Here is a 21,631-nt window from a genome sequence, read left to right as displayed (position 1 = left end):
TAGGCTTGGGCCAGTCCCCACCTTACGGCCGGCTGCCATGCGCGAATCCCGACAATCCGCCGCCTCGCCGGCCGCCCGCCTCCTGAGCTTCGCCCTCCTGCTCGGCCCGGCCCTCATCCTTGGCACCCTCGCCTACCGCTACGACTCCCGCCTGCTCGCCGCGGGTGCGGCCGCCGAATTCCTCGGCATGTTGCTGTTCTGGCGCAGCGGCGTGGCCTGGAAGCCGCCGGTCAGTGGGTCGGTGATCCTGCTCTATTTGATGGGCCTCGGCTGGTGCTGGTTCCACACCAAGGACCTGAACGAACCCCCGGCCGCGTTCGCCCGTGGGGCGCTCTTGCTCGGGGCGGTATTCCTGGTCTTCTGCCACGACTTGCAGCGGACCGGGGCGGAAGCCCGGCGGCGGGCGAAGCTGCTCTGCTCGCGCATCCGCCACCGCCGACAGTGGCCGACCGACCCGACGATGATGCACCGCGTGCCGGAAGTTGTCGCCCTCCGCGACGCCGTCGCCCGCGACGCCTCGCCGATCTTCGGCCTGTTCAACGACGCCCGGCCGGAAGTGCGGATGGCCGCGTTTGCCGCGCTCGAAAATCGGAAGGTCTGGCGGCCGGCGGAGATCGCCGTCGTGCTGCACAAGGCCCAGCAGATGACCGACCCGGAGGTCCGTGCGGTGGCGGTGACGGCCCTCAGCTCCGTAACCGACCCCCCGACCGTGATGGAGCTCGCCCATTTCCTGAGGGACCCCGACGGCCACGTCCGACTCGCGGCGATCCGCGCAGCGATGGGCGACACCGGCCACCGGTGGGTGTTCGTCCGCGAACACTTGCGGGGCTATCTGGCCGACGGCCGGTTCGCCGGCGACGGCGGATTGCCCGGCTCCGCCGGGAAACTGCCGGCCGTCGCGATCTGCGACCTGACCGCGTGGGCGAACGAGCCGGACCACCTCGGCCACCGCTCGACGCGAACGCTCGTCGAGCACTACGCCGCCACGCTCCGGGTCGCCATCGACTACGACCTCGTGTGTAACCTGTCGCAACAGGTGATTGACCCGCACACCCCGGCCGGCCTGCGGGTGGAACTGGCCCACCTGCTGCGTTCGTACCACCTGCTGACGGCCGACATGCTCGACCGAATGACGAACTCCGATCAGCCCGGCCCGATTCGGCTGCTCGGGGCGGAAGCCATGCTGATCGCCAACCCCAGCGACCCGGACGCGCTCGACGTGCTCCGCGGCCTCGGCCGGGCGTCGAACCGCGAGATCGCGCTGACCGTGGCGAAGGTTCTCCAGCAACACCTCGGTTTCGACATGGGCCTCTCCGCCGATCGCATGGCCGTCACCAGCAAGATGGCCGGCGAGGTCGTGAAGAAGGTCTTCCAGTGGGCGACGGCCCGCAGCATGAACTCCTCGACCTCCCCCACCCCCGGCCTGCCGATCCCCGGCTTACCGGAAACGCCCCCCCCGATCGGCATGACGAAGACCGGCCCGCCGCCGAGCCGCGTTCAGACGGTGAAGAAGCCGTGGTAGGCGGACAGTTCGCGGTCCTATAAAGACTCGATGACACACTTTGTCTCGCACCTCGAAGGGGCCATCGACGGCACGCGCCTCGAATTCGGCCGAATCTACAACCTCCACGCCGGCAAGCCGATCGTCGTCCGGTACGACCTCGCCGCCGTGCGGAAGGTTGTCACCCCCACCGACATCGCGACGCGGCCGCCGACGCTGTGGCGTTACCGCGAACTGCTGCCACTACCGCTCGATGTGGAACCCGTCACGCTAGGCGAGGGGATGACGCCACTGCTGAAGTGTGACCGCCTCGGCGGGGAACTCGGCCTGCCGAACCTGTTCGTGAAGGACGAATCGCAACTCCCCACCGGCAGTTTCAAAAGTCGCGGGATGACGGCGGCCGTCAGCATGGCGAAGTGGCTCGGCGTGAAGCGCGTCGCCCTCCCCACAGCCGGGAACGCGGGCGGCGGGGCGGCGGCCTACGCGGCACGGGCGGGACTGGAGTGTTTCGTGTTCATGCCGCAGGACACGCCGGTTGTGAGCCATTTCGAGCCGCACCTGTACGGGGCGAAGGCGTTCCGCGTCAACGGCCTCATCAACGACTGTGGCAAGATCGTGAAAGACGGCACCGAGCCGATGGGCTGGTTCGACCTGTCCACGCTGAAGGAGCCGTACCGCCTCGAAGGCAAGAAGACGATGGGCCTGGAACTCGCGGAGCAGTTCGGCTGGAAACTGCCCGACGTGATCCTGTACCCGACCGGCGGCGGCACCGGCCTCATCGGCATGTGGAAGGCGTTCCAGGAACTCCGCGAACTCGGCTGGCTGAAGTCCGACAAGATGCCGCGGTTGATCTCCTGTCAGGCCGAGGGGTGTGCCCCGATCGTGACGGCCTTCGACAAGGGCGAACGCTTCGCCGAACTCTTCCCGAACGCGGCAACGGCGGCGAGCGGCTTGCGCGTGCCGGTGGCGGTCGCCGACTTTCTCATCCTCGACGCAATCCGAGCCAGCGGCGGCACCGCGGTCGCCGGTGCGGAAACCGCCATCGCCCCGTGGATGAAGCGTGCGAGTTCCCGCGAGGGCATTTCGATCTGCCCCGAGACCGCGGTTTGCTTCGACGTGCTGGAGAAGCTGATCGTGAACGGCGACGTGAAGCCGAGCGAAACCGTGGTGGTCTTCAACACCGGAGCCGCGACGAAGTACCTGGAAGCCCTACCGGCCGAGTTGCCACTGTTGGAGAAAGAGCGGATCGACTGGGATAAGATCGGTGCATAGAGCGAGGATTCCGACATGTCAGCACGCGGGTATGGGATGGTATTTCTCTTGCTCGGGCTGGGTGGTCCTGTGTGGCTGGTGTGCGCCTGGATTCTGAGTGACGACATCACCAAGACCTATCTCCCAATCTTCGTCGGTCAGACGGCTCCCTTTGAGATTGGTTTTCTCGCACTCGGAATTTGGCTCCTACGAAAGCGGAGGTCGAACACTCCGCCGTCGGAGGACGTGCCGACGCCTCCTCTCACGCTGCCCGCCACCCGCTGGCGGGAACTTCCGCCGAACGGCAAGTAGTTCCTCACATCGGTCGTTCCCTACAATCGTCGCGTGACTTCTCCTTCCATCCTCATCGTCGGCGGCGGCCTCGCGGGGTTGGCGGCGGCCACGGCCCTCGCCCCGCGGGGCTATCGCGTCACGGTCCTCGAATCCCGGCCGCGGCTCGGCGGGCGGGCGTCGTCGTTTAGTGACCCGGCGACCGGGCAACTCGTCGATGCCTGCCAGCACGTCAGCATGGGTTGCTGCACGAACTTCGCCCACTTCTGCCGGACGCTCGGCATCGAGCACTTCCTCGAACCTCAGCGGACGCTCTGGTTCCAGACGCCGGACCGCCGCGTGAGCCTGTTTCGGGCCGACCCGTGGCCGGCCCCGTTTCACCTGGGGCGGGCACTTGCGGGGGCACACTACCTCAGCGAGACGGACAAACTTCGGATCGGCTGGGGCTTGTTGCAATTGCGGCGAACGTCCCCGGACGCCGACCCGCCGCTGTTGCCGTGGCTGCACGCTCACCGACAGAACGCCCGGACGATCGACCGCTTCTGGGGCATCGTGCTGACGAGCGCGCTGAACGAAACCGTGGACCGCGTCGGGCTGAAGTACGCACGGAAGGTGTTCGTGGACGGCTTCATGGGCCACCGCGACGGGTTCACGGTGCAGTTGCCGCGCGTGCCTTTGGGGCGGCTGTACGGGGACGAACTGCGAGCGTGGCTGAAGTCGCACGATGTGGAGGTGCGCGAGAATTGCGGCGTGAAGAGTTTGCTGATGGGTGAGAGTCAAAGCCCACCCGTCGCGGCGACGGGTGGGCTTTCGGGCGTCACCCTTCGGGATGGAGGGACGATCGGCGGGAATCGTGTCTTGCTGACGGTTCCCTTCGACCGCGTCCTTGATCTGTTGCCACCCGAGATTGCCGTGCAGCCCTTTTTCGCGCGCATCGCGAACCTTACGCCGTCGCCGATCACCAGCGTTCACCTCTGGTTTGACCGCGACCTCACGCCGTTGCCGCACGTCGTGTTGGTCGATTGCCTGGGGCAATGGGTGTTCAACCGCGGCGGCGGTTACGTGCAAGTCGTTGTGAGCGCGTCGCGGCCGTTGAAGTCGCAGGGCCGCGAGAAGGTTCAGGAGGAGATCGTCGCCGAACTGCGGCGGCTGTACCCGTCGGACGCGAAGTTGCTCCGCGCGAAGGTCGTCACCGAGCACACGGCCACCTTCAGTGCCGTGCCCGGCGTCGATGCCTTCCGGCCGCCGCAGGCGACGCCGGCGCCAAACCTGTTCCTCGCCGGCGATTGGACGCAAACCGGCTGGCCCGCGACGATGGAAGGGGCCGTCCGCAGTGGCTACCTTGCGGCCGAAGCGATCCTCGCGGCCGACGGCCGACCGGAAGCACTCGTGCGGCCGGATTTGGCGTAATCCCGAACATTTCCCCGCGGCGGCGTATCATACCGGGACGCCACTCGAACGCGCACGGCAGGAGTCGATGAATGGGAACGGACGTCACGGCCACTCCTCTCGCCGCTGAGTCCGCCGGAGCCGCCCTGCCTGTCGACACGCCCGGCGGCTCTCGCGAATTGCTGAAACTCGCCCTCCCCCTGATTCTGGCCAACAGTTTCACGACGATTCAGTTCACCGTCGACCGCGTCTTCCTCAGTTGGTACCACCCGGACGCGATGGGCGCGTCGATGCCGGCCGCGATGGTGTTCTGGTTCGTGTTCGCGTTCGTCCAGGGCACGGCCGGGTACGTGTCCACGTTCGTTGCCCAGTACACCGGGGCGAACCGCCCGCACCGTGTCGGGCCGGCCGTGTGGCACGGCATTCACCTCGCCCTCGCCGCCGGGATACTGTTCTGGTTACTGTGGCCGCTCGCCCCGGCCGTGTTCGAACTGGCGGGGCACGAACCCCACATGCAGGCGCTGGAATCGACGTACTTCCGCACGCTTTGCGCCGCGGCCATGCCGATGGGGATCGTCGCGGCCGTGACGGGGTTCTTCTCCGGCCGCGGCGACAGCTGGACCGTGCTGCTCGTCAACGCCGTCGGCACGATCTTCCACATCGGCCTGGACTACCTCGTCATCTTCGGCCGCGGCGGGTTCCCGGAAATGGGCATCGCCGGTGCGGGGTGGGCGGCGACGGTCGGCGCGTGGGCCTCGGCCCTGCTCGCGGTCGCCCTCTTCGCCCGCAAGCGGTACTGCGCGGAGTTCGATTCGCTCAACTGGCGGCCGGAGCGAGAGCTTTCGGGGCGGTTGTTGAAGTTTGGCGGGCCGGCCGGCTTGCAGTGGGCGCTCGACGCGATCTCGTTCACGCTCTTCACGCTCTTCGTCGGCCGACTCGGGCCGGCGGAACAGACGGCGACGAGCCTGACGTTCACGCTGAACCTCTTCGGCTTCCTGCCGATGATGGGCATGGGCCAGGCCATTGCCATCCTCGTCGGTCAGCGGCTCGGTGAGAATCGGCCCGACCTCGCGGAACGCTCCACCATCCTCGGCATGCGGTGGGCGGCGGCCTACGCGGCCATCGTGGGGGCGTGTTACGTCGTGTTCCCGCACGCCTTGATGACGCCGTTCGAGCCAGACCCCGGCACCGAACAGGCGGTCGGCTGGCCGGCGGTGGCCGCCATCGTGCCGACGCTCCTGCTGTGCGTAGCCACGTACTCGCTGGCCGACACGTTCAACGTCACCTATTCGTTCGCTCTCCGCGGGGCCGGCGACACGCGGTTCGTGTCGCTGTTGACGTTCGCCCTGGCTTGGCCGTGCATGGTCATCCCGACGTTCCTGGTGGTGTACTTCGGTGGTAGCGTCTACCTGGCGTGGGGGTTTGCGACCTTTTACATCGCCGTGATGGCCGGGTGCTTCTGGTGGCGGTTCAACACCGGGAAGTGGAAGGCGATGCGGGTGATCGAGCCAGAGGTGGTATAAGTCGGTCGAAAAAGGTCGCGCAGACTCGCCAACTTGTCAAGTTTATACTCTTCCGCAGCAGCCGCCCGATTCTGCTGTGTATTTTCCGGTTCGGTGGTCGATGACTACTGACCACGAACCGGAAAGAAACTCCGTGACTCTATTCACCCACCTCCTCCGCTGGGAACGAGCTGCCCTCGGGCTGATTGCGTTCAGCCTCGTCGCCTTCGGCGCGGTGGTCGAAATTCGCTCGGCGTTTCAGCAAGAACGGCGGACCGACTTCGGCGTGTACGCGCGGGCCGGGTGGTCGGTGCGGGCGGGGCAAGACCTGTACGCCGTCGCCGACGACCGCGGCTGGCACTACTGCTACCCGCCGGCGTTTGCGGTGCTCATGACACCATTCGCCGACCCGCCTGCGGGAGAGCCGCGCGTCGGCTACCTGCCGTTCGCGGTGTCGGTCGGCGTCTGGTACGCCTTCAGCGTGGCGTGCGTCTGGTTCGCGCTCACCCGGTTCGCCGGTGCAATCTTGCCCGAGGAACCCGTCGGTACACGTCGCTGGTGGACCGGCCGGACGGGGCCATTCACGGTGGCGATCGGCGCGATCGGGTACACCCTCGCCCGCGGGCAGGTGAACCTGTTCGTCGTCGCGATGGTTGCCGGGCTGTTCGCCGCGCACGTTCGCGGCAAGCGGTTCACGGCCGGCCTCTGGCTGGGGGCCGCGATCTGCGTGAAGGTGATCCCGGCGTTCCTCGGCCTGTACTTCCTGCTGAAGCGTGACGCCCGCGGTGTGGCGGGAACAATCGCGGCTCTCATCGTCGGCCTCGGGGTTATCCCGGCGACGGTCTGGGGCGTGCCGGGGATGGTCGAACTGAACCGGCAGATGCTTACGGCCGTGCTTCAACCCGGCACCACCGGCAGCGGCGACCAGACGCGGGCGGAGGAACTGACGAACGCCACGTCCACCGATAGTCAATCGTTCCAGGCGGCGATTCACAACCTCTTGCACCCGGACCCGGCGACGCGGCCCCGCGCGGCCGCCCCGGAAACGCGGCTCGCCCACTGGCTCGTCGGCGGCCTGCTCACGCTCGGCTTAATCTTCGCCGCACGGAAGATGGACGACACGCCGGCGAACGGCCTGCTCTTGCTCGGCTCGCTGTGCGTGCTGATGCTGCACCTGACGCCGGTGAGCCACATGCACTACTACGCCTTCTCGCTGCCACTCGCCTGCGGCGTCTGGCTCAAGGGTGTGGCGGAACGACCCGGCCGTCTCGTGCCGGCCCGCGGGACGTTCGCAGTGCTGGTCGTCTGGGGTCTCGCGTCGGCCGCGCCGCTCTTTCCGGGGAGCGTCTTCGACGTGCTGCGCAGTAGTGGCCTCGGCCTACTCGCGTCGCTGACGCTGCTGACGTTCGCGGCCGTACAGTTGCGTCGGAAGGCGAAAGTGCCAGTAGTGGCGGTCGAAATGCCGTTGCGACGGGCGGCGTAAATTCCGGTTCAATTCCCCAGCCATTCCTCGTTCGACCAGTACTCCAGCACCGTTGGGGCCATGCCAGCGAGGTCGCCGCGGACGAGCGAGATCGCCAGCGTGTTCGCCCGCTGCACGATCGGGTCGAGCTTCCGCCGACCGACCGTTTCCAAGAACTGGATGCACTCGTTCTGTTGTTGCTGGTTCGTGACGTTCACCTCGAACCGCAGGTCGGCCCGGCCGTACTTCGCTGCGGAACGGATCGCGTCCCAGTAGCCGAGGGCGGTCGGCAGCCACGGCGGCGGGTTGGGGTACTTCTTCCCGGCGGCGAGCATCTCGGCGATCCAGACGCGAAGCACTTCGCCCCGGCACCAGAACCCGGCCGCGTGGAACTCGACGAAGCAGGTCATGCGACGGCCCCCTGGGTGGAAATTGTAGCACCCTGTCGCTACTCCTGTCGGGGATGCCCAGCACGCCCCCCGCCATCTCCGCCGCCCCGAAGTACGACCGTGCTGACGGCTTGACGCTGCTCACCACGTACTTCAATTCGCACGGCTACCGCACGAAGCGACAGAACTACGACCACTTCCGCGAGCGGATCGAAGTTAGTGGGCTGAATCTCGTCACCATCGAGTGTGCCTTCGGAGACGCGGCGTTCGAGTTGCCCCCATCGCCGAACGTGTGGCAAGTGCGTGCCCGCGACCTGATGTGGCAGAAGGAGCGGCTGTTGAACGCGGCCGTTGCCCGATTGCCGCGGGAGTGCCGGAAGGTCGCGTGGCTCGACGGCGACATTCTCTTCGAACGCCCCGACTGGGCGGCCGAGGCCGTGAGACTACTCGACGAGTTCCCGGTGGTGCAACTCTTCGACCGGGCCGTCCGGCTGCCGCGGGACCACGCGAGTTACACCGGCGAGGGCGACATCTGGGAGAGCTTCGCCGCGGTCTACCGGAAGCGTCCGCATCAGTTGCTCAAGGGCGACTTCGCGGCGCACGGGCACACCGGGTTCGCGTGGGCGGCCCGCCGCGAGTGGCTGGACGCGCACGGCCTGTACGACGCCTGCATCGCCGGCAGTGGCGACCACATGATGGCCCACGCCCTCTGTGGGGACTGGACATCGCCGTGCGTTCAGCGCATTATTGGCAGCAACAACCGTCACCGCGAGTTCTTCGCCGCCTGGGCCAAACGACAGTACCGCGACGTGCGAGCGAAACTCGGCTGCGTGCCGGGCACAGTCCTGCACCTGTGGCACGGCGAAACGGCCGACCGTCGGTACGTCCTCCGCAACCAGGAGTTGGCCGCCTTCGGCTTCGACCCGGCCGCCGACGTGCGGATCGGCCCGGCCGGCTGTTGGGAGTGGAGCAGTCGCAAGCCGGCACTGCACCGCTGGGCGAGCGACTACTTCGGCCACCGGCGGGAAGACGGACTGTAAGGAGAGAATCATGGGCTTCTTCCGATGGTTGCTCAACTGGCTCTTCGGCGGCCAACCTCAAACGACGGCCACCACCGACGGCGAAACCGTCGAGGACGTGGCCGACCGCATCGACGCCTTCGGCGACCGCTGCCGGAACGCCGGGGACACCGCCGGGGCGGACGCGGCCCGGGACGCCTCCCGCCGGGCGCGGCAGGCCCGCACGCTGGAACACGCCTGGCAGATCGAGCGCGATTTCATCGACAAATACAACCCTCCGCCGGTGAAGCCGAAGGTCGGGCGGCACGGCGGCGGCGAGCAGTACGTCGCCTACGGCAACAACGCCCGCGTCGGCGGGTCCGTCGGCTGGCGGAACAACAACCCCGGGTACATCCGTTGCAACGACCGCCTGTCGCGGTGTACGGCGCGTCCGGCTGTGACGGCGAGTACGCGATCTTCTCGGACGAGGAATCCGGCCGCGTCGCGATGGTGGACTACCTTCGCAACGAGTACCCGAACCACACGCTTGAAGACGCCCTCCGGCAACAACTGCCGCCGGAAGCGGGGCCGAAGGCCGCGGACAGGGTGATCGAAAAGACCGGCCTCGATCCACGGCAGAAGGTCGAAGAGTTGACGATGGACCAACTGGAAACGGTGGCCGACACCTTCCCCGACGTTGCCGGCTGGGAACTCGGCGAGAGCTACGACAGCGATTCGGCCGCCCCCGATTGGGTCGAGGATTTGTGGGAAAGCCCAACCGACGCTGGCGAAACCGGCAGCAGCGAAGCCGCGACGACGAGTGACGACGCCCCGACGGACAACAGTTAGCGTCACTCTCGGCTTCACCGCGAACCATCGGGTATAATCCCCACATGGACCCACACCAACCGCCCGACGTGGCCCAACTGACCCAGCGCGGCCACCGCTACGCCCGCCGCCAGGAGTACGCGAAGGCCGTCGAAGCCTTCACCGGCGCGATCGACCTCGACCCGACCGACGCCGACCTCTACTACCACCGCGGCAACGCCCACGCGGCCGTCGGCCAACTGGAGCGGGCCGTCGAGGACTTCGAGCAGGCCATCAACCTCCAGCCCGACCTGCACGCCGCCTACCATAACCGCGGCACGGCCCACGTGGACCTTCACAAGTTCGACGAGGCCATCGCCGACTTCACCGAAGCCATCCGGCTGAACCCGCAGGACATCGACCCGCTCAACGGCCGCGGGGCCGCGTACAGCCGCAAGGGGGACTTCGACCTCGCGCTCGCCGACTATACCGCCGCCCTGGAGATCGACCCGAAGGCGTTCCGCGTTTATTTCAACCGGGCGAACGCCCACAGCACCAAGGGCGATAACGAGAAGGCCGTCGAGGATTACACGGCCGCCATCCGCCTGCACCCGCAGCACGCCCGGTCGTACATCTACCGCGCCCTCTGCCACGAGAACCTGGAACAGACCGACGAAGCCCTCGCCGACCTGAGCACGGCCCTGCGGCTGAACGGCCGGTCGCCGGAAGCGTTCTGGCACCGCGCCCGGATGTGGAGCGAGCGCGGCGAGTACCGCAAGGCCGTCGAGGATTATTCCTGGGTGATCCGGCACGACCCCGACGAGCAGCGGGCGTACAACCTCCGCGGCATCGCTCACGCGGAACTCGGCGAGCAGGCGAAGGCCGTCGCGGACTTCACCGAGGCTGTCCGCCGTGAACCGACCGACGTGGGGGCCGTGTACAACCGTGGCCTGTCGTACGCGCGGGGCAAGGACTGGGAAAACGCCCTGGCCGACTTCGCGAAGGCGATCGAACTCGACCCGGCCGACGCGACGGCGTACATCCAGCGCGGCTACGCCCACATGGAGATGCTCGACCCGGAGCGGGCGGTCGCGGACTTCACGACGGCCATCGAGAAGAAGCCGACGAACGCCCGAGCTTACGCCGCCCGCGCCTCGGCCCACCGGCGCTCCGAGAACTGGCCGGCCGTCATCGCCGATGCGACGAAGGCGATCGAACTGCGCGAGAACTTCGACGCGGCGTACAACCTCCGCGCCGCCGCACACTACGGCCTCGGCGACTACGCGGCCGCGATTGCCGATCACGAAAAGGCCCGCGAGATCGACCCCGACGACGCGAACACGCTGAACTACCTCGCGTGGCTGCGGTCCACCTGCCCGATGGACGAACTTCGCGACGGCACGAAGGCCACCACCGACGCGATCCGGGCGTGCGAACTCACCGACCACCGCTACCCCGGTTTCCTCGACACGCTGGCCGCCGCTTACGCCGAGGCCGGCCGGTTCGACGACGCGATCAAGTGGCAGCAGAAGGTGATCGACATGGTCCCGCCGGACGAGAAGCCGGAGTATGAATCGCGACTAAAACTGTATCAAGCCGGGCAGCCGTACCGGGACGTGAAGTAATTTCGATGCTTTTGGAACCCCGAGCGGAAGCGACGGGGTGTTGCGCAACACCCCGTCGCTTCCGCTCGGGGTTCCAAAGACGCTCCGAACCCATTCGCCCCGCCACTTGTCACTTCCCCCTGACTCGTGAAAATACCAGTTGTCTCTTTCTCTCAGAGGGTACTTCCGTGGCAGTGAACGTGGCGGTGGTCGGGGCGACCGGGGCGGTGGGCGATCTGATTCGGCGAGTGCTGACGGAGCGTCAATTCCCGGTGAAAACGATCAAGTTCCTGGCGTCCGAGAAGTCGGCCGGGAAAACCGTCGAGTTCGCGGGCAAACCGTACACGGTCGAGCCGATCAACGCGGCCGCGTTCAAGGACGTGCAAATCGTCCTCAGTTCCACGCCGTCGGGCGTCAGCAAGGAGTTCTCGCCCATCGCCGCGAAGGCCGGAGCGATCGTCGTCGATAACTCGTCCGCGTGGCGGATGGACCCCGATTGCCCGCTGGTGGTCCCCGAGGTGAACCCCGAGGAACTGCACAACGCGAAGAAGGGCATCGTCGCCAACCCGAATTGCGTTGCCATCCCACTGACGGTCGCCGTCAAGCCACTGATGGCTCTCGCGAAGGTGAAGCGGATCATCGTCTGTACCTACCAATCATCCTCCGGCAAGGGCGCGAAGGGCCTCGCCGACTTCGAGAGCCAATTGACCGCATTCGCCACCGGCAAACCCGTCCCGGCTCCGACCTCGCACCGCGCCCAACTTGCGGGGAACGTCATCACTCTCGACTGGACTCTCGACCCGAACGGGTACACCGAGGAAGAGAACAAGGTCGTCAACGAGACGAAGAAGATCCTCGGCGACACGGCCCTCGGCGTCAGCCCGACGTGCGTTCGGGTGCCGGTGAAGATCGCCCACAGCGAGGCGGTGAACATCGAGTTCGACCGCCCCGTCAGCGTGGCTGAAGCGAAAGCAGCCCTCGCGTCGGCCCCCGGCGTCGTGCTGATGGACGAGGCCAAGGGCGAGTTCCCGCAGCCGATCCACGCGACCGGCAGCGATCACACCTTCGTCGGTCGCGTGCGACTCGACCCGTCCAACCCCAACGCGCTGAACCTCTGGCTCGTCGCCGACAACCTCCGCAAAGGCGCGGCCAGCAACGCCGTGCAGTGCGCGGAAGAGTTGGTCCGCCGTGGAATCGTGAAGTAAGAATTTTCGCCACAGAGGGCACAGAGAACACAGAGAAGAGAAGCAGAGTTTTAATCCTTCTTTTGACTCGGTGTTCTCTGTGCCCTCTGTGGTGAAAATGCATTTCCTATGCGCAACCTCAAGATGATCGTCCGGTACGACGGCACGGAATTCTGCGGCTGGCAGACGCAGCCCGGCGTTCGCACCGTGCAGCAGACCGTCGAGCAAGCGATCCAGAGCATCACACAGGAAACGCGCGTCCGGGCGAATTGCAGTGGCCGCACCGACGCCGGGGTTCACGCCATCGGGCAGGTGTTCAACTTCTACACGGGCACCCGACTCGACGGCGCGACGTTGGTGAAGGCGGTGAACGCGAAGCTGCCGGACGACGTGGCCGTCACGAGTTGCGAGGAGGCCGGGCAAGCCTTCGACGCGAACCGCGACGCGGTGAAGAAACTGTACCGCTACGTCATCAACGACACCCGCATCCCCGACCCATTCCAGCGGCGGTACGCCTGGCAACCGCGGCGTCGCGTGGACACGGAGCGGATGCACCGGGCCGCGCAGTGCTTACTCGGCCGGCATGACTTCCGGTGTTTCGAGACGCAGTGGCCGAACCGCCTCAGCAGCGTGCGAACGATCAAGCACATCGCGGTCACGCGGCACGACGACTGTGCCTGGGTCGAAGTGGAAGCCGACGGCTTTCTGTACAACATGGTGCGGGCGATCACCGGCACGCTCTACCTGATCGGCCACAATTACTGGCCGGAGGAAAAGATGCGCGACGTGCTGGAAGGCATGGACCGCCGCGAGGCCGGCCCGACCGCTCCGCCGCAGGGCTTGTTCCTGGTGCGCGTGACGTATTGAGAGGCACAATGTCCGAGTTCACCTACCCCGCCGAACTGCCGATCGTGCCGATGACGAAGTCGCCGCACGCGACCGTCAGCGTCCCCGGCAGCAAGAGCATCACGAATCGGGCGATGGTGCTGGCGGCTCTCGCGAGTCGGTCGGGGCCGTGTGAACTCACAGGGGCCTTGCGGAGCGAAGACACGGAAGTGATGGTGGACTGTCTGACGCGGCTCGGCTTTCGCGTGGACGCCGACTGGCCGACCGTCACCGTTCACGCGAACACGTCCGGGCGAATCATTCCCGCCGAATCGGCCGAGTTGTTCGTGGCAAACTCCGGCACAACGATGCGGTTCGTCACGGCGATGGTCGCACTCGGTCATGGCCGTTATCGGCTCGACGGCATCCCGCGGATGCGCGAACGGCCGATTCGTGACTTGCTCGATGCCCTGCAACAACTCGGCGTGGACGCGGTCAGCGATGCCGGCAACGGTTGCCCGCCGGTGACGATTACCACGACTGGTCTGGCAGGCGACACCGTTCGTATCCGGGCCGGACTGAGCAGTCAGTTCTTGAGCGGCCTGATGATGGCCGTTCCTTTCGCCGACCATCCGATTGCGGTGCAAACCGATGGCCCGGTGGTGTCGGAGCCGTACATCGAGATGACGCAGCACATGCTCCGCCAGTGGGGCCGACATGCCCCCCGGTACGCCATCGAACCGGACGCCTCGGCCGCATCATACTTCTTCGCGATTCCCGCCATCCTCGGCGGCGATATCGCCGTCCGCGGCATGAGGCGAGACATGCTGCAAGGCGACGTGAAGTTCGTCGAAGCCCTCGAACAAATGGGCTGCATCGTCGAGCACACTCCCGACGGCATCCGGTTAGCGTTCGACCCAACGGGTCGAACCCTCCGCGGCATCGACATCGACATGAACGCCATCAGCGACACGGTGATGACACTGGCCGTCGTCGCCCTGTTCGCCGACGGGCCGACCACGATCCGCAACGTCGCCCACATCCGGCACAAGGAAACCGACCGCATCGCCGCCGTCGCCACGGAACTGCGCAAGCTCGGCGCGGAAGTCGAAGAGCGCGACGACGGACTCACCATTCACCCGCGGCCGTTGACCGGCTGTGCCGTGGACACCTACAACGACCACCGCATGGCCATGAGCCTCGCGCTCGTCGGGCTGAAGGTTCCCGGCGTCGTCATCCGCAACCCCGGCTGCGTGGCGAAGACCTACCCCGGCTTCTGGCACGACCTCGAAAAACTCCGCGGCCCTGCGTAACCTTTTCCGCCCGTCCGGGTTAGTTGAGTAGATTTCCTCTCGACAGCCCGACACGGTGTTCCCATGCTTCGCAAAATCGTTCTGATCGCCGCGTTTACCTTCGGCCTGAGCGTGGCCGGCACGTTCGCCGACGACCCGAAGCCCGAGAAGGGCAAGGGCAAACTCGGCGGGCTCGACAAGGGCAAGATGTTCGAGAAACTCGACGCCGACGGCGACGGGAAGGTGTCGAAAGAAGAGTACAAGAAGGGCATGGAGAAGCTCAAGGAAGCCCTCGGCGACAAAGCCGGCGAGAAGGGCAAGAAGGTGGCCGAGAAGATGGACCCGGACAAGATGTTCGAGAAGATCGACACCAACAAGGACGGCTACATCAGCAAGGAAGAGTACGAGAAGTTCGAGCCGCTCGCGGACCTCAAGAAGAAGGCCGGGAAATAGCAGTCGCCGTCTTCTAAATCTCTTTGGAACCCGGAGCGGAAGCGACGGGGTGAAATACCTTCACCCCGTCGCTTCCGCTCCGGGTTCTACTTGAATCGGTGAACGCCCTTCGTCAGAAAATCTCCCGCCCGGTTGACTCCCTTGCCCGCAACTGACACTCTGAACAGCACCCACCTGCGCGGAGCGCCTGCGATGCGACGACTTCTCCTCTTCACGTTCCTCGCCCTTTCCCCCGGCCTGCATGCCGACGACAAGAAGACCGGCGTCACCGTGGACAAGGAGAAGAAGAGCGTCACCATCGACGCCAAGATCGCGCCGCGGAAGTTGGCGAACCTGACGGAAGTTTACCCCATCGAACTCATCGCCGGGTGGCCGCACCCGAAGGGGAAGAAGGCCCACGAGACGGTCGTGACCATCGACGCCGACCCGAGCGCCGTTCACAAGGCGCTGGAAGAAGTCGGCCTCAAACCCGGGAAGCCGGCGAAGGGCGAGGGCACGGAATCGGCCGGTCCCGACGTGACGATCACCATCGAAGTTCCCGCCGGCGACGGGCCGGCGAAGAAGTTGACGCCGGACAAGTTCCTCATTGACCCGAAGACGAAGAAGCCGTTCCCGAAGAGCGTGAAGTTCCGGTTCACCGGCAGTGTCATGTCGCAGGAGTCGCCGGACAAGCCGGAGAAGAAGTACGGGGCCGACCTGTCAGGCACGCTCATCGCCATCTTCCCGGTGACGGACGAAACCGTATTGCAATCCAGTCTGACCATGAAGGAAGAAAAGTATCTCAAGCTCGAAACGAACAAGGACCTGCTGCCGAAAGAAGGCACGGCCGTGAAACTCGTTCTCGAAGCGGCGGGGAAATAATGACGCGACGCTCTCTCCATTCGATCGCCGCCGGACTGTTCGCCGTGGGCGTCGCCGGTTGCTCGCCTTCGCCCCCGCCGCCCGCCGAAGGTGCGGCGAAGGCCGAGGTTCCCGTGCCGGTCGTGGCAGAGCCGCCGAAGGAGCAACCGAAGGTTCAGCCGCCGGAGGCGGTGAAGCCGGTTCCCCCGAAACTTGAGCCGTTCCGCTATCCCGACGACGCGGCCGGGAAACAGGTCGAGCAAGCCTTGACGCCGGCGCTCCCGGCCGAGAAGCCGTCGCGCGTGACAGCCCCACGGCCGCGCGTCTCGGAAGTCGATCGCGGCGAGTTGCCAACCAAGAAGCCGACCGTCCCGGCCGCGCCGCTGCCGATGACGCCGCGGAAGTCGGCCGTCCCGCCGCCGCCCCGCGAGGGCGTCCCGGCTACCGTCGGCGTGGGCAACGAGATGCCGTTGCAAGACACGAAACTCCCGGAAGGCCCATCCGCGAAGGCCCCGTCGCGGCCGGAACCAACGGCCGTGGACGTGCCGCGGATGGCCACGCAGTTGCCCGACCGCGTACCGACGGACGACCCGACAGCCGAGATTTCGACGCACCGCATCGTGAACACGCTGATGCCCGCCCCGACGATCACGGTCCCGTTCTTGCGGCTTCTGCTGCCGGACCCGTTCGAGTTCGCGGAGCAGTTGAAGGCGCCGCCGGCTCCGGAGTTCGCCACGACCCCGGTCTTGGTGCCGCCGGCGCGGCCGTGACCGAGAAATTGGTCCCAGATGAACACGGATCAACACGGATAAAACGAAGACCGCAATCCTTCTTTCAAAGACCTGAGCCGGGCGAGCCGCCCTGAAATGCAGTTGGCCTTTGATCGGATTCATCCGTGTTCATCTGTGGCCAATTCTGCCTTTCGCTTCCCATGTCAGGAGCTTTTCATGTCCCCTCGCAAAGTCGCCCTCGTTACTGGGTCCGCCACTGGCGTTGGACGGGCGTGTGCGGTTCGCTTCGCCAAGCTCGGCTACGCCGTCACCGTGAACTACTCGAAGTCCGAAGCCGACGCCCAGGAAACTGCCCGGCAGGTGGAAGCCTGTGGCGTGCCGGCGCTGCTCCACAAAGCGACCATCGGCGACGACGCCCAAGTGCGCGAGATGGTCGCCCGGACGAAGGAAGCGTTCGGCGGGCTGGACGTGCTGGTGAACAACGCCGCCACCACGCACTTCGTGCCGCACGACAACCTCGACGCGCTCACGGACGCCGTCTGGGACGAGATTTTCCAGGTGAACCTGAAGGGCACGTTCTACTGCTGCCGGGCCGCCATGCCGTTGCTGAAGGAGCGGAAGGGTAACATCGTCACCGTGTCCAGCGTCGCCGGGCTGTCAGGGCAGGGGAGTTCGATCCCGTACTGTGCGAGCAAGGGGGCCGTGAACACGCTGACGCAATCCCTGGCACGGGCGTTCGGGCCGGAGGTGCGGGTGAACGCCGTCGCTCCGGGGCCGATCCTCACGCGGTGGCTGGCCGGGCGGGAAGCGCACGTCGAAAAGTTCCTGGAACACGCACCCCTCAAACGGGCGGCGATGCCCGAAGATGTCGCGGACGTGGTGCTGTTCTTGGCCGCGGAGACGAGTCTGATGACCGGGCAAGTCGTGGTCGTGGACGGTGGCCGGACGATGTGACTGGAGACGAGTAAAAGGGGTTGGGAGTCGCGTCAAACTGACGCGACTCCCAACCCCTTTTCGCAACACGAAACGGTACGAGGGTTTACTTGCGGTGACGAATCTTCGCACGCATCCGCCGCTTCTTCCGACCCACCTTCCGCCGACCGCTTCCCCGTCGTCGCGCCGCCATGTCGCGTCTCCCGTTCCCTGACTCTGAAAATAACGATAGAGGGGCATGATAGGTGTCCCCTCTTGAAACGGCAACCGATCGGGCCGATTTCTAGCTCACCATCTTTAAGTCGGTGTAAAAATCACAGTCGTTTCAATCCGATTAAGACCTCCGGCGATGGCCGCAGACCGGGGATTTCGCCGGCTTTAGCGGTTGCATCGTTTCGGGTCGTTCAGCAGGATAGTGGAAGTGGGTACCCCTCGCGAGGGGCGGTCGGGGTTGTCAAACTAGGCCGGCGGGATAGACTTTCAGCTTTATGAAGGCGAAAACTTCAGGCCGGGATCGAACGTAAGGCTTGTACCGATGCGGTTCCAGTTGATTGACCGAATTGACCACTGGGAAGCCGGCAAGTCCCTGCTCGCGGCGAAGTTCCTGGCGTTAGGGGAAGAGTACCTCGCGGACCACTTCCCCAAGTTCCCGGTGATGCCCGGCGTGCTCATGCTGGAAGCCCTCGTTGAGGGCGCGGCGTGGCTGTGGCGGGCGAGTACCGACTACCGGCACCCGGTCATCGTGCTGCGGGAAGCCCGGAACGTGAAGTACGGCAACTTCATGCAGCCCGGCCACTGGATGACGGTGGCGGTGGAGTTGGTGAAGACCGATGGCGTAACGGCCGTCTTCCGCGGCAAGGGAATCAACGATGCCGGCGACCAGACGGTGTCGGCCCAGTTCACGCTGTTCGGGTACAGTCTGAGCGACCGCGGTCCGGCCGGGGTGGCCGCCGACGAGAAGCTCCAGAAACACTGGCGTGAGCGGTGGGCTTTACTGACGGGCGAGTTGTCCCGGCCCAAAGTGATTGCGACGACCTGACGGAGAGATCATGCAGTTGAAGGACCAAGTGGCCCTCGTCACCGGCGGCAGCCGGGGCATCGGCAAGGCGATCGTGCAGAAACTCGCCCGCGAAGGCGCGAAGGTCGCCTTTGTCTACCGCGGGGCGAAAGACGCGGCTGACGCGCTGGCGAAGGAAATCACCGACGCCGGCGGGGCGGCCACCGCGATTCAGGCCGACGTGGCCGACGCAACTGCCGCTGACAAGGTGGTCGCCGATGTGCTAGCACAGTGGGGCCGAATCGATATTCTGGTGAATAACGCCGGGGTGATCCGCGACGGTCTCTTCATTCGCATGGAGGCCGACGCCTGGAACACGGTCCTCAACACGAACCTGAACGGCACGTTCTCGTTCTGTAAGGCCGTGGCCAGCCAGATGGCCCTGAAGCAGCGGTCCGGGCGGATTATCAACGTGTCGAGCGTTGCCGCCGAACACGTGAACCAGGGGCAGACGAACTACGCCGCCAGTAAGGGGGCGGTGAACTCGTTCACCCGGGCGTTGGCGGTCGAGTTAGGCAGTCGGAGCGTGACGGTGAACGCCGTGGCCCCCGGCTTTATTTCGACCGACATGAGCGAGGCGGTCCGCTCGAAGGCGGGCGACTTCATTGAGAAGAAGCTGGTTCCGCTGCGGCGGCTCGGCCAGCCGGACGATATCGCGAACGTGGTGGCGTTCCTGGCCGGGCCAGGGGCCGCGTACATCACCGGACAAGTCATCACCGTCGACGGCGGCCTGAGCCTCGGCGCGGTGACAGGTTGAGGGAGCTACCGATGACCCAGGACGACATTTACCAAAAGGTGAAGGCCACCCTCGTCGACGCGCTGAACCGCGACGACGACGAGGTGACGCCGTCCAGCCGCCTCCAGGCCGACCTCGGCGCGGAGTCGATCGACTTCCTGGACATCGTGTTCCGCCTCGAGCGCGAGTTCGGCATCAAGATTCCTCGCGGCGAACTCTTCCCTGAGTCGATCTTCCAGGGCGACCCGTCGCTGGTCGCCGGCGGCAAGATCACCGACAAGGGCCTCGCCGAACTGCGGGACAAGATGCCGTTCGCGGACCCGGCCGAGATGGACAAGTTCGCCGCCGACCCGAAGCTCGACAACATGGGCGACCTGTTCACCGTGAACTTGATCGTCCGGTATTTGAAGAGCAAACTGGGCGTCTAACACCCACGAAAGCCCGCCCACGGCCGTGGGCGGGCTTCGCGAGATCACCATGCGTTGGATCTGGATCGACCGCTTCACGAACTTCGAGTCGAAGAAGACCGCGACGGCGGTGAAGAGCCTCAGCCACGCCGAGGACCACTTCGGCGAGCACTTCCCCGGCTTCCCGGTGATGCCCGCCGCCCTGATCCTCGAAGGGCTTGCGCAGACCGGCGGCATCCTCGTCGGCGAGTCGAGTAACTTCCAGGAGAAGGTCGTTCTCGCGAAGGTCCCGAACGCGAAGTTCTACCGCGAGGCGATGCCCGGCGAACAGTTGACCTACACCACCGACGTGATCGACCTCCGCCCGGAAGGGTCGGTCGTAAAGGGTCGGGTGACCAGCGGCGACGACCTGATCGCGGAGGCGGAGATTTTCTTCGCGTACCTCGACCAGAGCCGGTCGGCCCAGCTGTTCGGCGACCACAACTTCGTCTTCAGCGGCGAGTTGAAGTACCTCCTCGGCCTCGCCCAGCGGGCGGCCCTCGGCGACGGGCAGAAGGCCTAACCCCGCCCGCGGAGCGTGCGGGAGTCGTTACTCCCCGAGCCTCGATGAGCCTGCAACCTGATATGCCTGCTTCCCCCCGCCGAGCCGTCTTCACCAGTCTCGGCGTAATCTCCCCGGTCGGCGACACCCCCACGTTCTGGGCCAACCTCCTCGCGGGCACGCCGGGCGTTCGGGCCGTTCGCGCGTTCGACCCCTCCGCGCTGCCGTGCCGCATCGCCGGGGAGACGCTGGAGCCGTTCGACGCGAAGAAGTACATCCCGTCGAGCAACAAGGACGGTCGCAAGTCGCTCAAGAACATGGCGAAGACGGTCCAGCTGGGGCTGTGCGGGGCGCAGCTCGCGATGGACGACGGCGGCCCGGCGAAGGGCACGATCGACCCGTTCCGCTTCGGCATCGAGTTCGGCTGCGTCATGGTCGCGAGCGAACTCGAAGACCTGTCGGCGGCGGCGAAGCACACGATCACCGCCGACTCTCGCAAGATCGACATGGCGAAGTGGGGCCACGAGGGCGTCGAGAAGATTACGCCGCTGTGGATGCTGAAGTACCTGCCGAACATGCCGGCCTGCCACACGTCGATCTTCTTCGACTCGCAGGGGCCGAACAACACCATCACCGCCGGCGACGTGGCCAGCACGCTCGCCCTCGGCGAAGCATTCCGGTTGCTCCAGCGCGACGCGGCCGACTACTTCCTCGTCGGCGGGTGCGACTCGAAGATCAACCCGCTGAGCTTCACGCGGAACAACCTGTTCGTGCCGTTCACGCGGAACAACGACCACCCGGCGACGGCCGTCCGCCCGTTCGACAAGGACCGCGACGGTACCGCCCTCGGTGAAGCGGCGGCCCTATTCGGCCTGGAAGACCTGGAACACGCGAAGAAGCGGGGGGCGAAGGTCTACGCGGAACTCGCGGGGTTCGCCTCCGGCTTCGACCGCGGCCGCAAGGGGCCGATTCTCGCGGGTGTCATCCGCAACGCCCTGAAGGAAGCCGGCATCACCCCGGCCGACGTGGACCACGTCAACACGAGCGCCGGCGGTCTGCCGGAACTCGACGCCTTCGAGGCCCGTGCGATCCACGAAGTTTTCGGAACGGTGACCCCCGTCTACGCTTTAAAAGGACAGATCGGCAACACCGGGGCCGCCTCCGGGGCGATCGAACTGGCCGCGAGCATTCTGGCCCTGAAGCACGGCCAACTGCCGGGGACCGTGAACCACGCCGCGACATCCGCCGACTGCCCGGTGACGGTCCACGTCGGCGAGCCGCGGCCGGTGACGAAGCCGTATGCGGTGAAGATCAACTACACCGACCTCGGCCAGTGTGCCGTCGCGGTGGTGAAGAAGTTCGAATAGGGCGGGCGCGTCTGGGCGAGCCGAGCGGCGTAAGCCGCCGGATGAATCGCAACGCCAGACACCCGGCGGCT

The 21,631-nt window shown here is 66.0% G+C and carries 22 protein-coding genes; 21 read left to right on the top strand and 1 reads right to left on the bottom strand.

Annotated features, from left to right (window positions below; genetic code table 11):
• The first annotated feature begins 37 nt into the window (after positions 1–37).
• The 5 genes from PX52LOC_RS06400 (at position 38) to PX52LOC_RS06380 (ending at position 7,417) form a co-directional block, all read left to right on the top strand.
• On the top strand, positions 38–1,522 hold the full coding sequence (locus PX52LOC_RS06400; RefSeq protein WP_149109302.1) for a HEAT repeat domain-containing protein: 1,485 nt from the start codon (positions 38–40) through the stop codon (positions 1,520–1,522).
• Positions 1,523–1,552: 30 nt separating this feature from the next.
• Positions 1,553–2,773, top strand: a complete 1,221-nt coding sequence (locus tag PX52LOC_RS06395) for a threonine synthase (protein ID WP_149109301.1) — start codon at positions 1,553–1,555, stop codon at positions 2,771–2,773.
• A 324-nt stretch (positions 2,774–3,097) separates the two neighbouring features.
• Complete coding sequence (hpnE, locus tag PX52LOC_RS06390; protein ID WP_149109300.1) at positions 3,098–4,453, top strand: hydroxysqualene dehydroxylase HpnE; 1,356 nt, start codon at positions 3,098–3,100, stop codon at positions 4,451–4,453.
• Positions 4,454–4,524: 71 nt separating this feature from the next.
• On the top strand, positions 4,525–5,955 hold the full coding sequence (locus PX52LOC_RS06385) for an MATE family efflux transporter (RefSeq protein ID WP_149109299.1): 1,431 nt from the start codon (positions 4,525–4,527) through the stop codon (positions 5,953–5,955).
• 133 nt (positions 5,956–6,088) lie between these two features.
• The gene (locus PX52LOC_RS06380; protein WP_168218838.1) at positions 6,089–7,417 is read left to right on the top strand and encodes a glycosyltransferase family 87 protein; all 1,329 of its coding nucleotides are present in this window, start codon (positions 6,089–6,091) and stop codon (positions 7,415–7,417) included.
• A gap of 8 nt (positions 7,418–7,425) precedes the next feature.
• On the opposite strand, the gene PX52LOC_RS06375 is transcribed toward PX52LOC_RS06380, so the two are convergent.
• Positions 7,426–7,806, bottom strand: coding sequence for a hypothetical protein (locus PX52LOC_RS06375; protein ID WP_149109297.1), 381 nt, complete (start codon positions 7,804–7,806; stop codon positions 7,426–7,428).
• A gap of 53 nt (positions 7,807–7,859) precedes the next feature.
• On the opposite strand from PX52LOC_RS06375, the gene PX52LOC_RS06370 reads away from it, so the two are divergent.
• The 16 genes from PX52LOC_RS06370 (at position 7,860) to PX52LOC_RS06295 (ending at position 21,560) form a co-directional block, all read left to right on the top strand.
• On the top strand, positions 7,860–8,825 hold the full coding sequence (locus PX52LOC_RS06370; protein ID WP_149109296.1) for a hypothetical protein: 966 nt from the start codon (positions 7,860–7,862) through the stop codon (positions 8,823–8,825).
• 10 nt (positions 8,826–8,835) lie between these two features.
• Positions 8,836–9,393: a hypothetical protein gene (locus tag PX52LOC_RS06365; protein WP_149109295.1), complete on the top strand. Its 558-nt coding sequence runs from the start codon at positions 8,836–8,838 to the stop codon at positions 9,391–9,393.
• Entirely contained in the window at positions 9,390–9,632 is a 243-nt protein-coding gene (locus tag PX52LOC_RS06360; protein WP_168218837.1) for a hypothetical protein, read from the top strand. The genes PX52LOC_RS06365 and PX52LOC_RS06360 overlap by 4 nt, the downstream gene beginning before the upstream one ends.
• 44 nt (positions 9,633–9,676) lie before the next feature.
• Positions 9,677–11,215, top strand: coding sequence for a tetratricopeptide repeat protein (locus tag PX52LOC_RS06355; RefSeq protein ID WP_149109293.1), 1,539 nt, complete (start codon positions 9,677–9,679; stop codon positions 11,213–11,215).
• A 173-nt stretch (positions 11,216–11,388) separates the two neighbouring features.
• A complete protein-coding gene (locus PX52LOC_RS06350) occupies positions 11,389–12,399 on the top strand; it encodes an aspartate-semialdehyde dehydrogenase (RefSeq protein ID WP_218575417.1) in 1,011 nt (336 codons plus the stop codon).
• Between the two features lie 108 nt (positions 12,400–12,507).
• Complete coding sequence (gene truA / locus PX52LOC_RS06345) at positions 12,508–13,245, top strand: tRNA pseudouridine(38-40) synthase TruA (protein ID WP_149109291.1); 738 nt, start codon at positions 12,508–12,510, stop codon at positions 13,243–13,245.
• An 8-nt stretch (positions 13,246–13,253) separates the two neighbouring features.
• Positions 13,254–14,516: a 3-phosphoshikimate 1-carboxyvinyltransferase gene (gene aroA / locus PX52LOC_RS06340; protein ID WP_149109290.1), complete on the top strand. Its 1,263-nt coding sequence runs from the start codon at positions 13,254–13,256 to the stop codon at positions 14,514–14,516.
• Positions 14,517–14,579: 63 nt separating this feature from the next.
• Positions 14,580–14,948 carry an EF-hand domain-containing protein gene (locus PX52LOC_RS06335; RefSeq protein ID WP_149109289.1) on the top strand — a complete coding sequence of 123 codons (369 nt, stop codon included), beginning with the start codon at positions 14,580–14,582 and terminating at the stop codon, positions 14,946–14,948.
• Positions 14,949–15,140: 192 nt separating this feature from the next.
• Positions 15,141–15,809, top strand: a complete 669-nt coding sequence (locus PX52LOC_RS06330; RefSeq protein WP_149109288.1) for a YdjY domain-containing protein — start codon at positions 15,141–15,143, stop codon at positions 15,807–15,809.
• Entirely contained in the window at positions 15,809–16,558 is a 750-nt protein-coding gene (locus PX52LOC_RS06325; RefSeq protein ID WP_149109287.1) for a hypothetical protein, read from the top strand. The genes PX52LOC_RS06330 and PX52LOC_RS06325 overlap by 1 nt, the downstream gene beginning before the upstream one ends.
• Before the next feature lie 177 nt (positions 16,559–16,735).
• The gene (locus PX52LOC_RS06320; RefSeq protein WP_149109286.1) at positions 16,736–17,473 is read left to right on the top strand and encodes an SDR family NAD(P)-dependent oxidoreductase; all 738 of its coding nucleotides are present in this window, start codon (positions 16,736–16,738) and stop codon (positions 17,471–17,473) included.
• Positions 17,474–17,999: 526 nt separating this feature from the next.
• Entirely contained in the window at positions 18,000–18,491 is a 492-nt protein-coding gene (locus tag PX52LOC_RS06315) for a hotdog family protein (protein ID WP_246173662.1), read from the top strand.
• Positions 18,492–18,501: 10 nt separating this feature from the next.
• On the top strand, positions 18,502–19,266 hold the full coding sequence (locus PX52LOC_RS06310) for a 3-oxoacyl-ACP reductase family protein (protein WP_149109284.1): 765 nt from the start codon (positions 18,502–18,504) through the stop codon (positions 19,264–19,266).
• An 11-nt stretch (positions 19,267–19,277) separates the two neighbouring features.
• Positions 19,278–19,673, top strand: a complete 396-nt coding sequence (locus PX52LOC_RS06305; protein ID WP_149109283.1) for an acyl carrier protein — start codon at positions 19,278–19,280, stop codon at positions 19,671–19,673.
• Between the two features lie 49 nt (positions 19,674–19,722).
• The gene (locus tag PX52LOC_RS06300; protein WP_149109282.1) at positions 19,723–20,214 is read left to right on the top strand and encodes a 3-hydroxyacyl-ACP dehydratase FabZ family protein; all 492 of its coding nucleotides are present in this window, start codon (positions 19,723–19,725) and stop codon (positions 20,212–20,214) included.
• A 62-nt stretch (positions 20,215–20,276) separates the two neighbouring features.
• Positions 20,277–21,560, top strand: coding sequence for a beta-ketoacyl-[acyl-carrier-protein] synthase family protein (locus PX52LOC_RS06295; RefSeq protein ID WP_168218836.1), 1,284 nt, complete (start codon positions 20,277–20,279; stop codon positions 21,558–21,560).
• Positions 21,561–21,631 lie beyond the last annotated feature (71 nt).

The organism is Limnoglobus roseus (assembly GCF_008254045.1).
GTDB classification, from domain to species: Bacteria; Planctomycetota; Planctomycetia; order Gemmatales; family Gemmataceae; genus Limnoglobus; species Limnoglobus roseus.
This window is presented reverse-complemented; position numbering and strand designations above follow the sequence as displayed.

Bases quoted from the DNA above. Each gene is read 5' to 3' on its own strand.
- PX52LOC_RS06320 (WP_149109286.1), top strand. From the start codon at position 16,736: ATGTCCCCTCGCAAAGTCGCCCTCGTTACTGGGTCCGCCACTGGCGTT.
- PX52LOC_RS06330 (WP_149109288.1), top strand. From the start codon at position 15,141: ATGCGACGACTTCTCCTCTTCACGTTCCTCGCCCTTTCCCCCGGCCTG.
- PX52LOC_RS06300 (WP_149109282.1), top strand. From the start codon at position 19,723: ATGCGTTGGATCTGGATCGACCGCTTCACGAACTTCGAGTCGAAGAAG.
- PX52LOC_RS06400 (WP_149109302.1), top strand. From the start codon at position 38: ATGCGCGAATCCCGACAATCCGCCGCCTCGCCGGCCGCCCGCCTCCTG.
- PX52LOC_RS06325 (WP_149109287.1), top strand. From the start codon at position 15,809: ATGACGCGACGCTCTCTCCATTCGATCGCCGCCGGACTGTTCGCCGTG.
- PX52LOC_RS06335 (WP_149109289.1), top strand. From the start codon at position 14,580: ATGCTTCGCAAAATCGTTCTGATCGCCGCGTTTACCTTCGGCCTGAGC.
- PX52LOC_RS06305 (WP_149109283.1), top strand. From the start codon at position 19,278: ATGACCCAGGACGACATTTACCAAAAGGTGAAGGCCACCCTCGTCGAC.
- PX52LOC_RS06375 (WP_149109297.1), bottom strand. From the start codon at position 7,806: ATGACCTGCTTCGTCGAGTTCCACGCGGCCGGGTTCTGGTGCCGGGGC.
- PX52LOC_RS06370 (WP_149109296.1), top strand. From the start codon at position 7,860: ATGCCCAGCACGCCCCCCGCCATCTCCGCCGCCCCGAAGTACGACCGT.
- aroA (WP_149109290.1), top strand. From the start codon at position 13,254: ATGTCCGAGTTCACCTACCCCGCCGAACTGCCGATCGTGCCGATGACG.
- PX52LOC_RS06355 (WP_149109293.1), top strand. From the start codon at position 9,677: ATGGACCCACACCAACCGCCCGACGTGGCCCAACTGACCCAGCGCGGC.
- PX52LOC_RS06365 (WP_149109295.1), top strand. From the start codon at position 8,836: ATGGGCTTCTTCCGATGGTTGCTCAACTGGCTCTTCGGCGGCCAACCT.
- PX52LOC_RS06395 (WP_149109301.1), top strand. From the start codon at position 1,553: ATGACACACTTTGTCTCGCACCTCGAAGGGGCCATCGACGGCACGCGC.
- PX52LOC_RS06310 (WP_149109284.1), top strand. From the start codon at position 18,502: ATGCAGTTGAAGGACCAAGTGGCCCTCGTCACCGGCGGCAGCCGGGGC.
- truA (WP_149109291.1), top strand. From the start codon at position 12,508: ATGCGCAACCTCAAGATGATCGTCCGGTACGACGGCACGGAATTCTGC.
- PX52LOC_RS06295 (WP_168218836.1), top strand. From the start codon at position 20,277: ATGCCTGCTTCCCCCCGCCGAGCCGTCTTCACCAGTCTCGGCGTAATC.
- PX52LOC_RS06385 (WP_149109299.1), top strand. From the start codon at position 4,525: ATGGGAACGGACGTCACGGCCACTCCTCTCGCCGCTGAGTCCGCCGGA.